At 49.8% G+C, this 15,116-nt stretch carries 8 protein-coding genes; all 8 read left to right on the top strand.

From position 1 onward, the window contains the following. The first annotated feature begins 3 nt into the window (after positions 1-3). The 8 genes from AC1DXC_RS18145 to sov all read left to right on the top strand — a co-directional run bounded on the left by AC1DXC_RS18145 (position 4) and on the right by sov (position 15,111). Positions 4-1,323, top strand: coding sequence for a murein hydrolase activator EnvC family protein (locus AC1DXC_RS18145; RefSeq protein WP_477460588.1), 1,320 nt, complete (start codon positions 4-6; stop codon positions 1,321-1,323). Between the two features lie 56 nt (positions 1,324-1,379). After that, complete coding sequence (locus AC1DXC_RS18140; RefSeq protein WP_477460587.1) at positions 1,380-1,862, top strand: Sec-independent protein translocase subunit TatA/TatB; 483 nt, start codon at positions 1,380-1,382, stop codon at positions 1,860-1,862. Positions 1,863-1,892: 30 nt separating this feature from the next. Further along, positions 1,893-2,063, top strand: coding sequence for a Sec-independent protein translocase subunit TatA/TatB (locus AC1DXC_RS18135; RefSeq protein WP_477460586.1), 171 nt, complete (start codon positions 1,893-1,895; stop codon positions 2,061-2,063). 102 nt (positions 2,064-2,165) lie between these two features. After that, entirely contained in the window at positions 2,166-3,590 is a 1,425-nt protein-coding gene (gene gatA, locus AC1DXC_RS18130; RefSeq protein WP_477460585.1) for an Asp-tRNA(Asn)/Glu-tRNA(Gln) amidotransferase subunit GatA, read from the top strand. Positions 3,591-3,651: 61 nt separating this feature from the next. Beyond that, the gene (locus AC1DXC_RS18125; RefSeq protein WP_477460584.1) at positions 3,652-4,944 is read left to right on the top strand and encodes a lytic transglycosylase domain-containing protein; all 1,293 of its coding nucleotides are present in this window, start codon (positions 3,652-3,654) and stop codon (positions 4,942-4,944) included. 106 nt (positions 4,945-5,050) lie between these two features. Further along, on the top strand, positions 5,051-7,357 hold the full coding sequence (locus tag AC1DXC_RS18120; RefSeq protein ID WP_477460583.1) for an NADP-dependent malic enzyme: 2,307 nt from the start codon (positions 5,051-5,053) through the stop codon (positions 7,355-7,357). Positions 7,358-7,360: 3 nt separating this feature from the next. Next, positions 7,361-7,945, top strand: coding sequence for a Holliday junction branch migration protein RuvA (ruvA, locus tag AC1DXC_RS18115; RefSeq protein ID WP_477460582.1), 585 nt, complete (start codon positions 7,361-7,363; stop codon positions 7,943-7,945). A gap of 98 nt (positions 7,946-8,043) precedes the next feature. Then, positions 8,044-15,111: a T9SS outer membrane translocon Sov/SprA gene (sov, locus tag AC1DXC_RS18110; protein WP_477460581.1), complete on the top strand. Its 7,068-nt coding sequence runs from the start codon at positions 8,044-8,046 to the stop codon at positions 15,109-15,111. Positions 15,112-15,116: the final 5 nt, after the last annotated feature.

The raw sequence follows: 15,116 nt of genomic DNA, 5'->3' as shown, positions 1-15,116 counted from the left end.
TAGATGAAATTTTTTAAAGTAGCCTCTGTTATTGTCGCCGTATTTATCCTGTCGGGCATTTTTGGGCAAAGCGCATTTGCGCAAACCAGTGCCGAGCTAAAAAAGCGTAAAGATAAGTTGACCGAGGAGTTGCAGCAGCTTAACCAGGAGTACGAAGCAACCGCCAACAATAAAAAGGTTTCGTTAAAACAGCTCAATAACCTCAAGATACAAATAAACCTGCGCCAGGAAAAAATACAGAATATCAATGCCGAGGTGCGCAATTTGGATAACCAAATCTCTGAGAGCAATAATACCGTACATAACTTACAGAGTCAGTTAGATCAGCTTAAGAAGGAGTACGCCGGCATGGTGCTTTTTGCCTACCGAAATCAAAGCGCCTATAATAAGCTGATGTTTATCTTCGCATCGAAAGATTTTAACCAGGCTTACCGGCGCTTGAAATACCTGCAGCAGTTCGGTACCTACCGCGAGCGGCAGGCCGGTTACATACAAGGCACGCAAAAAGAGCTGGGCATAAAAATAATAGGGCTGGATAAGGATAAAAAAGAGAAAAATAACCTGCTCACCGAGCAGGAGAAAGAAAAAATAGAACTTGGTAGGGCGAAGCAAACGCAGGTAAAGGTAATATCGGGCTTAAGCCAGCACCAGAGCGAACTTAAGCAGCAGCAAAAAGATGTGCAGGCAAAAATTGCGAAAACCACCCGCGAAATAAACAGGGCCATTGCCCGCGAAATAGAGGAGCTTAGGCGTAAAGCCGAAGAAGATGCCAGGCGCCGGGCCGAAGATGCCGCGCGTATAGCCGCTGCTAAAGCCAAAGCCGACAATGCGCCGGCACCTGTAGCAAAGAAGCCGCTGCCGGTAAGGCGGACCACCGATAGCGAGGCCCTAAACTCAACGCCCGAGGCAGCCAAACTATCGAACGACTTTTTGGGCAACAAGGGCCGCTTGCCATGGCCGGTAGCGAACGGACAGCCGATACACTATTTTGGTATATATACTGAAGACGGTATCCGAAATGAGAACAATGGCTGGGAAATTAGGGCCGGTGCGGGGGCGCCTGTTAGAGCAGTATTTGATGGCGAAGTGAAAAGGGTGATGGACATAAGCGGGACATATTTGGTTATCATAAACCATGGTGAATATTTTACCTCATATTCGAACCTTCGTACCGTAAGCGTTTCGGCGGGGCAGAAAGTAACTACCAAGCAAACTATAGGCACGGTGGCTACCGATCAGCTTAGCGGGGAATCATCTATAAACTTCACCTTGAATAAAGGCAAGACGTTTGTAGACCCCAAAGTATGGCTGACACCAAACTAAAATGCACGCGATAGCGTTGTAATTATATATATTTGTAACCTTAATTGTGAGATAAGATGTTGAGCACAGTTTTTTTATTCCTGAATATTGGCTCCGGCGAGATGATTTTGATCGTTTTTGCGGCGCTAATGCTGTTTGGTGGCGAAAAACTGCCCGAAATAGCACGCGGCCTGGGCAAAGGTATCCGCGATTTTAAAGACGCTTCTGACGATGTCAAACGAGAAATAAACAACCAGATAAACAATTACGAGGACAAGAAAACCGACCTTAAGAAATCGCTGGAAGAAAAAAACGAAGAAAAACAACCGGATCCCGCCCAGCCTGCGTATGTACCCATAGAAGGTACCCTGCCGGCTTTTGAGGGCCACTCTGCTACCGATGTGCTGGCAGATGAAACGCCGGAGTATGTACATCCTGTTTATGAGGGCATGCCTGAAACAGAACAAACAACTATTGCAGCGCACGAGAACGGCTCTGGCATAAACCTTACGAAGGCCGAAGAGCCCGCCAAAAAGACTATCGAAGAAGAATATAAATAAAAAAATTAACGTACATAAAAACTTAAAAAAATGGGATTAGGCGCACCGGAAATCATTCTGATCATTATCGCGATACTGATATTGTTTGGAGGTAAAAAAATTCCTGAACTGATGAAAGGTTTAGGCAAAGGCGTAAAGGAATTTAAAGACGCTCAAAGCGGCGAAAGCAACACTTCAACCGAAGAGAAACCAAAGTTATAATATTCCGATATCCTTGTGGGCAGCGTAATAGCTGTTTAAACTTATAAACTTATCTGTTGAAATTGTTATGCTTCAACGGATAAGTTTTTTATTTTAGGCCCCATGTCTAAAAATTATTCCTCTTACGCAGATGTTAAGAGAGGTTTGCAAAACGGTAAGCTTACGGCCGAAGGCCTGGTAAAAAGTTATCTTAAAAAGATAAAAGCAAATACCCGTTTAAATGTTTTCAACGAAGTATTTGAGCAGGATGCGCTGTCATCGGCAAAAAGTATAGATGCCCGCATCAAAAGCGGCACCGCCGGCAAACTGGCCGGTATGGTTATAGCCATTAAAGATAATATCTGCTACAAAGGGCATAAGGTGAGCGCATCCTCGCGCATCCTTGATAATTTCACTTCTATTTATTCATCAACCATCGTAGAGCGTTTGCTTGCGCAGGACGCCATTATTATAGGCCGTTGCAATTGCGATGAGTTTGCCATGGGCGCATCTAACGAGAACTCGTTTTACGGCCCGGTAAAAAACGCCGCCGACGAAACCCGCGTATCAGGTGGTTCATCGGGCGGCTCGGCGGTGGCAGTGCAGGCAGGCATGTGCCATGCAGCCATCGGTACCGATACCGGCGGCTCGGTAAGGCAGCCTGCGTCGTTTTGTGGCGTGGTGGGCTTTAAGCCAAGCTACGGGCGCATATCCAGGCACGGCATTATTTCCTACGCTTCCTCGTTCGATCAGGTGGGGACACTTACCAAATCCATCAGCGATGCGGCCCTGCTTTTCGAGGTAATGGCCGGCCCTGATGAATTCGATAGCACCCTATCGCATAAACCCGTTCCCGCGGCGGCAAACCACACCACTGATACGGGTAAAAAGAAGATTGCCTATTTGCAGGAAGCATTATCGAGCCCCGGCGTAGATGCCGAGGTGAAGAACACACTGATAAATGCCATAGAAAAACTGCGTGCCGATGGGCACACCGTTAAGGCCATATCCTTTGAGTACCTGGAGTACCTGGTACCTACTTACTATATTTTGGCCATGGCCGAGGCATCCAGCAACCTTGCGCGGTATGATGGTGTGCATTACGGCTACCGCAGCCCCAACGCTACCGACCTTACCAGCACCTACAAGTTATCCCGCTCAGAAGGTTTCGGCAAGGAAGTAAAACGCCGCATTATGCTGGGCACATTCGTGCTGAGCGCGGGCTACTACGACGCCTACTACGCCAAAGCCCAAAAGGTGCGCAAGCTGATCAGGGAACAAACCCGCAAGATACTTCAGGAGTACGATTTCCTGCTCACGCCAACTGCGCCCGAGCCTGCCTTCCCGATAGGGAAAAAGGAAAAAGACCCGGTGGTAACCTACTTGCATGATATTTTTACCGTGCAAGCGTCGTTGGCGGGCCTGCCTGCTATCTCGCTGCCGGCGGGCAATAACAGCAAGGGTTTGCCGTTAGGTTTGCAACTGTTAGCCAGCGGGTTTGCCGAGGAACAATTGTTGAATTTCTCCGAATATTTCCTGCAATTATAGAAAGTTTATACTTTAGTAAATAAATCCTCCGGCAAACCTAAAGCCCGGCATAACCTGCTTTATGAAGAAATTCTTTACGTTTTTGATTTGCGTGGCGGTATTGTTGGTTACTAAGGTTGATGACACGCAGGCACAATCTTTCAGCGCAGATACCTCTGCTTTGCTGCCTATAAAAGAAGTCACTTCATCTAAATACCAGGATGTTATTTTTAAACGCCGGCTCGATTCTATCCAGCGCGATGTACCCATGGATTACAATGTGTACGTACAAGGCTATATAGACAATTACCTGAGCCGCCGCGACGAGATGGGCCGCTTGCTGGGCCTCTCCAAATACTACTTCCCCATTTACGAAAGCGCTTTTGCCGCTGCTGGCGTGCCCGATGAGATAAAGTACCTTTCCATCGTGGAGTCGGCACTTAACCCCAATGCGGTATCGCGGGTGGGCGCAGCCGGCCCGTGGCAGTTCATGTCAGAAACGGCCAAGATTTACGGGCTGAAGATGACGGAATATGTAGACGAGCGCCGCGACCCCATCCAATCGAGCGCGGCCGCAGCCGCCTACCTGCGCGATGCCTACCAACAATTCGGCGATTGGCTGCTGGCCATTGCCTCGTACAATTGTGGCAAAAGCAATGTAGAGAACGCCCTTGCAAAAACCGGAGCAACCGATTACTGGTCAATCCGCCAGCTGCTACCTGCCGAAACGCGCGGTTACGTGCCGGCCTATATTGCGGTAACCTATATCATGAATTATTACAAAAGGCACGGTATCATGCCGCAGCCTACCACTATAGCCCTGCAAACCGATACGCTGCTGGTGAATAAGTACGTCCCGCTGAACCGTATTTCGGCTGCGCTAGGGCTGGATATCAAAGAAATGATGGTGCTTAACCCATCGTACCGCCAATTGATTATAAACGGCACTGCTGCCGAGCCACGCAGGATTATCGTGCCCCAAAGCCGTAAAGACCGTTACGCGATATTGACCGAGGCCATCAATAACCCCAACGCGGTTATACCGCCGTATCATCCGGTGTACGTACCGCCTCCGCCAAAACCGAAACCGGTAGTGGTGGCGCAGGCAAAACCTCCGGTTACGCAGCCGGCTGCACAGCCAACTACGCAGCCCGGACAAACCGCAGCCACTACAACCACACAGCCGCCGGCTTTGGTTGCGGCGCCTCGTAATATACCCGCATTCCATATAACAAAACTGGGCGAAACCCTGGTGGATATTGCCACCAAGTATGGCATAAGGGTAGAGGATTTGATGCTATGGAACAAGCAATTGGGCAGCAACCGGAATATCCGGCTGGTGGCCGGGCTTACCGTTAACCTAAACAAGAACTAAAAGATATTCAGCGGCCCGGGTACTGTCCATTGCATTACCGGGCTTTTTTATTACCAGCTTTCAAAAAAAGTAATCGTAGTTTTGAGGGCTTGAATTAGAGAAGAAGATGAATAAACCAAATCGTAAACAGGACGCCCTCAATTACCACTCCAAAGGCCGTCCGGGTAAAATACAGGTAGTACCAACCAAGCCTACCAATTCTCAACGCGACTTAACCCTGGCCTATTCGCCGGGTGTTGCAGAACCCTGCCGGGCCATTGCAGAAAACGTTGACGACGTATATAAATACACTGCAAAAGGCAACCTGGTGGCGGTTATCAGCAATGGTACGGCTGTGCTTGGCCTGGGCAACATCGGTCCCGAGGCCAGCAAACCCGTAATGGAGGGCAAAGGCCTGCTGTTTAAAATTTATGCCGATATCGACGTGTTCGACCTGGAGGTAAACGCCAAAACGGTTGATGAATTCGTGATGATAGTAAAGGCACTGGAGCCAACCTTCGGAGGTGTAAACCTTGAAGATATATCGGCACCAACCTGTTTCGAGATAGAGCGCAGGCTGAAGGCCGAGATGAAAATCCCGGTGATGCACGATGACCAGCACGGCACAGCCATAATATCCGGCGCAGCGCTGATGAATGCCTGCGAGATACAAGGCAAAAAGCTGGATAAGATAAAAATGGTAGTGAACGGTGCAGGTGCTGCCGCGGTTTCCTGTTCAAAAATGTACCTGTCGCTTGGGGTGAAGAAAGAAAACCTGGTGATGTTCGACATCAATGGGGTATTGGATACCAATCGCACCGACCTCGACGATATACGCATGGAGTTTGCCACCGAGCGCAAGGATGTTAAAACCCTTGCCGATGCCATGAAAAATGCCGATGTTTTCGTGGGGCTATCTGCCGGCAATGTGGTTACCCCGGCAATGCTGGTAAGCATGGCCAAAAACCCGGTGGTATTTGCCATGGCCAATCCCGAGCCGGAGATACAGTACGATTTGGCAGTAGCCGCCCGTAAAGATATCATCATGGCAACCGGCCGCTCCGATTATCCTAACCAGGTGAACAACGTACTGGGCTTCCCCTACATTTTCCGTGGTGCGCTGGATGTAAGGGCAACCGCTATTAACGAAGAAATGAAGATTGCCGCGGTACACGCTATAGCCAATATGGCTAAAAAGCCCGTACCCGAGGCAGTTAACCTGGCATACAACATTACCAACCTTAAGTTTGGCAGGGATTACATCATCCCCAAACCGATGGACCAAAGGCTGATAACCGAGGTGTCCTCGGCCGTAGCCAGGGCCGCCATGGAGAGCGGCGTGGCTCGTCAAGCTATTACCGATTGGGACGCTTATCACGAAGAATTGTTATCGCGCCTGGGCACCAGCAACAAGCTGATGCGCGATATTACCAACAAGGCAAAGCAGGCACCAAAACGTGTTGTTTTCGCTGAGGCTGATACTTACAAGATACTCCGCGCAGCGCAAATAGTAAAAGATGAAGGCATTGCAACGCCGATTTTGCTGGGCAATATCGAAAAGATAAAAGCCATCATGCGGGAGAACGAGCTGGACTTGGGCGATGTAGAAATGATAGACACGCGCGACGATTGCCCCCGTGTGCACGATTTTGCCGATTACTTGTTCAAGAAACGCCAGCGCCGCGGCATCACCAAAAACGAAGCCCGCAAAATGGTTGTCGACCGTAACTACTACGGTGCTTGTATGGTGCAATTCGGCGAGGCTGATGCGCTGATATCCGGCCTTACCAAAAACTATGTAGATACCATAAAGCCAGCTCTGCAAATCATCGGGACGGATGAGGGCGTAAACCGCGTGGCCGGTATGTACCTGATGATAACCCCAAAAGGCCCCGTGTTTTTTGGCGATACCACCGTAAACGTAAACCCAACCGTGCAGGAACTGGTAGATATAACCGTTTTGATAGAAAAAGCAGTATCGTACTTTATACCTAAGCCTAGAGTAGCGCTGCTTTCTTATTCCAATTTTGGTTCTAACGAGGGTGCGATACCCGAAAAAACCCGCGAGGCGGTGCGCATACTGCACGATAAATACCCCAATATGGTGGTAGATGGCGAGATGCAGGCCAACTTTGCCCTGAATGCTGAATTGCTGAAGGATAATTTCGGGTTCAGTACGTTGACAGGGAAGCCCGCAAATACGCTTATTTTCCCTACATTAGAGTCGGGCAATATTGCCTACAAATTATTGCAGGAAATTGGCGGGGCCGAAGCCGTTGGCCCAATTTTGCTTGGCCTTAAAAAGCCGGTGCACGTTTTGCAATTGGGTAGTAGCGTAAGGGAAATTGTGAACATGGTTACCATTGCCGTGGTTGATGCGCAGGAGAAAAGCCGCGCGGAAGCGTCATCAGCCAAGGCACGAAAAGCTAAATAGTATATGTACGATTATATTGATGGGAAGCTGGCGTTTAAAAGCCCGGCGCATGTTGTTATAGATGCGGGAGGAGTGGGGTACCATATCAATATTTCGGTAAATACCTTTTCACAGCTCCCGGCCGGGGAGCGCTGCAAACTGTTTGTTTGGCTGCACGTGAAAGAAGATGCCCACACCCTTTATGGTTTCGTAAGCGAGGGAGAGCGCAAGCTTTTCCTGCACCTGGTATCTATATCGGGTATTGGGCCAAATACTGCCCGCATGATGTTGTCGTCTATCACCCCCGATGAGATACGCAACGCCATAGTGCAGGGCAATGTGCCGCTAATCCAGCGCATAAAGGGCATCGGCCCAAAATCTGCCCAGCGCATTATTCTAGAGCTGCAGGATAAACTGCGCAAAGAGGGCCCGGATACGCTAACGGTAATTACAGGGTTAAAAACGGTAAAAGAAGAGGCGCTTTCAGCCCTTGTAATGTTAGGTTTTGTGCGTAATGTTGCCGAGAAAACATTGGACAGCGAAATCAGTAAGAACGGCGGCACATTAACCGTTGAACAGCTTATTAAACTGGCACTGAAAAGTTTATAATAACGATAAAATTTTGATAACCCTTGGTTAGAAAACTTACTTGTAAAATTTTTATAGGTACGCTTTTATTATCTGCATTTTGCGGAACCGGGGAACTATTGGCCCAGCAGCAAATACCGGGGCAGACCACCATCGCCCGCCCGGGCAGCACGCAGCCTGGTACGCAGCAGCAACAGCCCGGCCAGCAACGCCCCCAAACGCAGCAGCAAACCAACAACCCGGCCGATACCACCAAGCCGCGGAATACCGCGCCCTTAACCGGTGCGCCCAAGCTCACCAAAACCCGCAACCAGCTGGCTTTGGATGGCTATTTCGATACCGACCCACCGGGTGTGGTACGCACCGTAGTTTACGATCCGCTCACCAATACCTACATCGTTTACAAAAAGCTGGGCAATTTAAATTATGGTTTCCCGCAGTACCTTACCGTGGCCGAGTATTTAAAACTGCAGCAAAAAGGCGTACAACGCGAGTACTATCGCCAACTTGCGGATAATTATGCCTACGATTCGCAGCAGCCGGGGTTTATACCGCAAATAAAGGTGCGCAGCAAAACCTTCGAGCAGATATTCGGCAGCTCAAACATCAACATACGCCCGCAGGGTTCGGCGGAGGTAATTTTGGCAGGGCAGATAAACAAGAACGAGAACCCGCTTTTCAATACCCGCCAGCGCAGCCAGTTCAACTTTAATTTCGACCAGCGGATACAACTGAACGTTACCGGCGATATTGGCGATAAGCTGAAGATAAGCACTAATTACAATACCGAGGCGCAGTTCCAGTTCGAGAACCAGATAAAACTCGATTATACCGGCCACCCCGACGAAATCATCCAGAAGATAGAGGCCGGTACCGTAAGCATGCCCTTGAACACCTCGCTCATCACAGGCAGTCAGGCGCTTTTCGGCGTGAAAACGAAACTGAAATTCGGCAGGTTGGATATTACCACTATCCTGTCGCAGCAGCGTTCGCAATCGAAAAATATTACGATTACCAACGGCTCGCAGCAGGGCAATATATCCCTCACCCCGGCCGATTACGAGGCCAATAAGCACTACTTTTTGTCGCAATATTTCCGCAATAACTATAACCGTGCGTTGGCCAATATCCCCATTATCAGTTCCAATATCAACATCACCAAGATAGAGGTTTGGACAACCAACCGCACCAACGTTACCACCGATAGCCGCGATATATTGGGCTTTTTGGATTTGGGCGAAAACAGGCCGTATAACCCTACCATACAGGGCGGACCGGGCTTCAGCGGCCTGCCTGCGGGTTTTAGCGGGCCGGGTTTTACCCAGCAATCAAATAACTTGTTGGCCAGCCTGCCGGCAGGTTCCCGTGCCACCAACTCCAACGATGTAGCCAACTACTTCCGTGCAACGGGCGCAACAGATAATTATGCCAAGCTAACCTACGCCCGAAAACTTACCGAAAAGGAATACACCCTGCATCCGCAGCTGGGTTATATATCGCTGAATTACCCTTTGAATAACGACGAGGTTTTGGCCGTGGCCTACCAATATTCATACAATGGGCAGCAATACCAGGTGGGCGAGTTCAGCAGCGACCAGGCCGTTGACCCTGCCACGCCGAAGGTACTCTTCGTGAAATTATTGAAGAATGAATTGCTGAAAACCAATCTGCCTACCTGGGATCTGATGATGAAAAACATCTACTCGCTGGGCGCGTACGGTATCAGTCCGAATGATTTTAAGCTGAACATCAGTCGCTTGGATGACAAATCGGGCATCGAAAAGACCATAATGGATGAGGGCACGAACACCAAAAGCAAGCGGTGGCTGCAGCTGACGGGTGTGGATAACCTGGACCAACAGAGCGATAAACGGCCCGATGGCTTTTTCGACTTTTTGGAGGGGATAACCATCGATTCGCAGAACGGGCGCATTATGTTCCCCGTGCTGGAACCCTTCGGTTCCGACCTCGCGAAGCAATTCACCCCCGGCGAGGCCGACCTTGCGGCACGTTATGTGTACCAGCCTTTGTACGATTCTACCAAAACCATCGCGCAGCAACTCTTTCCCAAGCTAAACCGGTATCTGATAAAAGGAACTTACACCTCAACCCAGGGCTCTGAATACCAATTGAACGCCGTGAATATACCGCAGGGCTCCGTGGTGGTTACGGCAGGCAATTTAAAACTGAACGAGGGTGCGGATTACACCGTTGATTACAGTTCGGGCCGTATCCGGATATTGAACCAGGCCCTGCTTTCATCGGGCCAGCCTATCAATATCAAGATAGAGAATAACGAGCTTTTTGGCGTACAGCAAAAATCGCTTTGGGGTACCCGGCTCGATTACCGCGCAAGCGATAAACTGCTCCTCGGCGCAACCTTTATGCACCTTACCGAGCAGCCTATAACCCAGAACGAACTGGTGGGAGAGGAATCTATCTCTAACAGTATCTTCGGTTTCGATGCCAATTATACTACCACATCGCGCTTTTTAACCCGGCTGGTAGATAAGATACCGCTGATCAATACCAAGGCACCATCAACCATTAACCTAAGCGGAGAGTTTGCCAAACTGATGCCCGGCAGCCCCGGTGCATTAAATTTTGCCGGCTCTAAGAACGGTACTTCGTACCTCGACGACTTCGAGAACAGCCGTTCGGTTATCGATGTGAAGAGTGCGGTGAGCTGGCAAATATCCGGCACGCCGCAGATGTTCAACGAATCGCAACTGTTCAACGATTTAAGCTACGGCTTTAACCGCGCGCGTTTGGCGTTCTACAACATCGATCCTATATTTTATACCAATTCCGGCAATATCCCCATTAACCGCGCCGACCTATCAAACCATTACGTAAGGCAGGTGATAGAACAGGAAGTGTTCCCCTTTAAGCAATCGGTAACCGGGCAGCCGCTTACTTTGGCCACGCTCAATATGGCGTTTTACCCAACCGTGCGGGGGCCATATAATTACACTACAACGGGCATCAACCAGGATGGCACGCTGCAAAACCCTAAAACCCGTTGGGGCGGCATGTTCCGCAAGCTGGAGACGAACGACTTCGAATCGTTGAATGTGGGCTATATCGAATTCTGGGTAATGGATCCGTTTATCTACAAGCCCGCATCGCAGGGGGGCGACTTGTTTTTTAATCTCGGCAGCATATCTGAAGACGTGCTGAAAGATGGCCGCAAGAGCCTGGAGAACGGCCTGCCTATTGACGGCGCCACCGATAAAACCGACGACACCAACTGGGGCAGGGTATCTAAACTACAACCGGTTATCAACGCCTTCGATAACGACCCCAATTCGCGCGCATTGCAGGATGTGGGCTTGGACGGTTTGAACAGTACTGATGAGCAAACGAAGTTCTCCAGCATAGTGAACCAGGTGAAAGCTGTATTGAGTCCGCAAGCGGCCGCCGCTTTCGTAGCCGACCCATCATCTGATGATTACCGCTATTACCAGGGCCCCGATTTGGACCAGTCGCGCGCCGGCATTATGGAGCGTTATAGCCACTACAACGGCGCAGAGGGTAACTCCAAAACGGCAGAACAATCGCAGGCAGAGCTTGGTCTGCAAACCTCGGCATCAACCTCGCTGCCCGATGGCGAGGACATCAACAAGGACAACAACATGAGCCAGACTGACGAGTACTTCCAGTACCGGGTGTCTATCCGCCCGCAGGATATGCTGGTTGGCCAGAATTATATCAGCGATAAGGTAACCTCCAACGTAAAGCTGGCCAACGGCCAAACGGAAGCCGTTACCTGGTACCAGTTCAGGATACCGATAACAGACTACCAAAGCAAGGTAGGCAACATACAGGATTTTAAGGCCATCCGCTTTATGCGCATGTTTATGACCAACTTTGCCGATACCTCGGTACTACGCTTTGCCACCCTGCAGCTGGTGCGTGGCGAATGGCGTAGCTTCAACGCCGCCAACAACCCGCTAAACGTAATTGCCGACCCTGCCATACAAAACCCTGCAAACGATAACTCGGTGCTGGATGTGCAGGCCGTGAACATAGAAGAGAACGGCAATCGCACGCCTATACCTTACGTAGTGCCGCCGGGCATAAACCGCCAGCGCAACTACAACAACCTGCAGACGGATACCAAGCTAAACGAGCAATCCTTATCGATAAAAGTCACCAACCTGCGCGATGGCTACTCGCGTGCAGCCTTCCGTACCTTTTATAACGATTTGCGCTCGTACAAAAAAATACAGATGTTCATCCATGCCGAGGGCGACCAACTGGTAGATAACGACCTGAATGCCTTTATCCGCTTAGGTGTTGATTACCAGGATAACTATTACGAATACGAAGTGCCCCTCGCCATTACCCAGCCTGGTACGCGCGACCCGGGTGCCATTTGGCCAGCCAGCAACGAATTGGATTTGCAGCTGGATTTATTGACCAGCGCCAAGCTTGCCCGTAACAACGCCAAGCTGAATGGCCTGCCTTGGCCATTTACCACCCCCTTCGTATATACCGACGGGCACAATAAAGTAACCATAAAAGGCCAGCCGGATTTGAGTCGCCTTCGCACCATTATGGTGGGCGTACGCAATCCTTATAAAGGGAGCAACGCCGGGCCGGATGATGGACTGGATAAATCGGGTACGTTATGGTTCGATGAGTTGCGGTTGACGGATTTTGACCAGCGCGGCGGATGGGCAGCAACCGCAAGGGCCGATTTTGCTTTGGCCGATTTTGCCAACATCACGGTATCGGGCAGTAAGAGTACCGTCGGTTTCGGTTCTCTCGATTCGCGTGTGAGCGACAGGAGCCGCAGCGATAACCAACTGTACGATATATCGGGCAGCGTGGAGCTGGGTAAATTCTTCCCGGCGAAAAGCGGTATCAGGATACCGGCCTACATAAACGTTAGCAACGCTGTCGCCACTCCGCAATACGACCCGCAATCGCCCGATGTGGAACTGAAGAAAACCCTAGCCGCCGCGCCAACATCGCAGGCCCGGGATTCTATTCGGAACGTATCTATCGATTACACTATGCGTAAGAGCATTAACTTTACCAATGTGCATAAAGAGCGTACCGATGCCAGCGCGCCGGTACATGTTTATGATATCGAAAACTTTAATGCTACCTACGCTTATACCGAATACACGCACCACGATTTCATCGTGCAGAGCGACCTCGCCCGTACTTACCGGGTAAGCCTGGCGTATAACTACAGCAATCAGCCTAAATATTACACGCCTTTTGAGAAAGTAATAAAAAGCAACCTGCTGGCTCTGGCAAGGGATTTCAACTTCAGCCTGCTGCCATCGCGGTTGAACTTCAGCATTAATTTCGACAGGTATTACTCTGAGAACACGTTGCGAAACAACGACCCTAATAACTATATACCCATACCCACCAGCTTCAACAAAAACTTCAATATTACCCGGGTTTACGGAATTGGCTGGAATTTATCCAAATCGTTGCAGATGGATATAGATGCTACCAATTTATCGGTAGTAGACGAACCCGCTGGTCGCATCAACGGGCTTAAAAGAGATACCCTCTGGGAGAACCTGAAAAGGCTAGGGCGCACCACCAACTATAACCACACCATCAACTTTAACTATACCACGCCTATAAACAAGATACCGGGGATGGATTGGACGGCCCTGATCGCCCGCTACAGCACCCACTTCAACTGGCAAACCCAGCCCGAATTTGCCATCAACAACCCCGATTACAACATCGGCAACAGTATCCAGAATTCGCGCACGGTTCAGTTGAACCCTACGCTTACGTTCACCACGTTTTACAATAAGTTTAAAGCATTGCGCAAAGGAACTGCCGACAAGGGAGGTATCGGCGGCGTGCTACTGGGGATATTAACGGGCATCAAAAACGTAAGCGGCACCTACACCCGTACCGAGGGGACCTTTTTGCCGGGCTATCTGCCGCAGTCGAACTTCTTCGGGCAGGATTTTACTTATGATTCGCCGGGCATTGGCTTCCTACTGGGCAGCCAGGCCGATTTGCGGAGCCGTGCCGTTGCCAACGGCTGGATAACCAGCGATACCCTGCAAAACCAGCCCTACGTGCGTACCTTCAACTCTGATTTGCGACTTCGCAGCATTATTGAGCCGTTTAAAGATTTGCGGATAGAATTGATTGCCTTTAAAACACAGGACCGCAACTACCAAACCAACTTTAAATACCTGGCCAGTAGTAATAGTATAGAAAACCTTAGTCCTACAACTTCGGGTACGTATAGCGTATCCATATTATCGCTGGCTACCGCATTCTCAAAATCGACAGGGGTGAGCAATAAATCGACCACGTTCCAGCAGTTTTTGGATAACAGGGCGGTAATCTCCAAGCGTTTGGGTGCCACAAATCCTAACTCGGGCGTTAGTACCACAGGCTTTGCCGATGGCTATGGGGCCAATGCGCAGAATGTATTGGTGCCGGCGTTTTTGGCGGCCTATTTGGGTAAAGATGCATCCAGCGCCTCGCTGAGTCAGTTCCCCTCTACACCTATACCCAACTGGCAGATAACCTACAACGGCCTGGGCAAGATTGCCTTTTTTACCGAGATTTTTGATTCGTTCGATATCCGCCATGGTTACCGTTCGTCATACAACGTAAACGGCTACACTACGCTGCTACAATACCGCGAAGACAATGGCGGCGTAACATCGCGCGATGCCAATGCCGATTTCCTGCCGTTTTACCAGATGACGCAGGTGAGCATATTCGAGCAGTTCGTGCCGCTGCTAGGCGTAGACGTTCGTTTCAAGAACAGCATGACAGCCAACCTCGAGTTCCGCAAAACGCGCGCGTTGGCCTTAAGTTTGCTCAATAGCCAACTGGCACAGCAAAGCGAAAATATCGTGGTATTGGGCTTTGGCTACCGCCCCAAGAATTTCAAGATGCCATTTGGCTGGTTTGCCGGCAAGGCCAATAACGATATCAACTTTAAGCTGGATGTAGCCATCCGCGATAACAAAACACTGATATACCGCGCCGATGTGCAGGAGGCGGAAGTATCATCGGGCGCGAAGAATATCACCATGCGCCCATCTATAGATTACGTCATTAACCAGCGTTTCAACCTCAATATCTTTTACGATAGCAATATCACCAAGCCATACACCTCGCAAACGTTCAATACCTCGTTTACCAATTTTGGGATTAATTTGAAGTTGTTGCTGCAATAGAAAAG

This window comes from Mucilaginibacter sp. P2_D11 (genome assembly GCF_056404435.1).
This window is presented reverse-complemented; position numbering and strand designations above follow the sequence as displayed.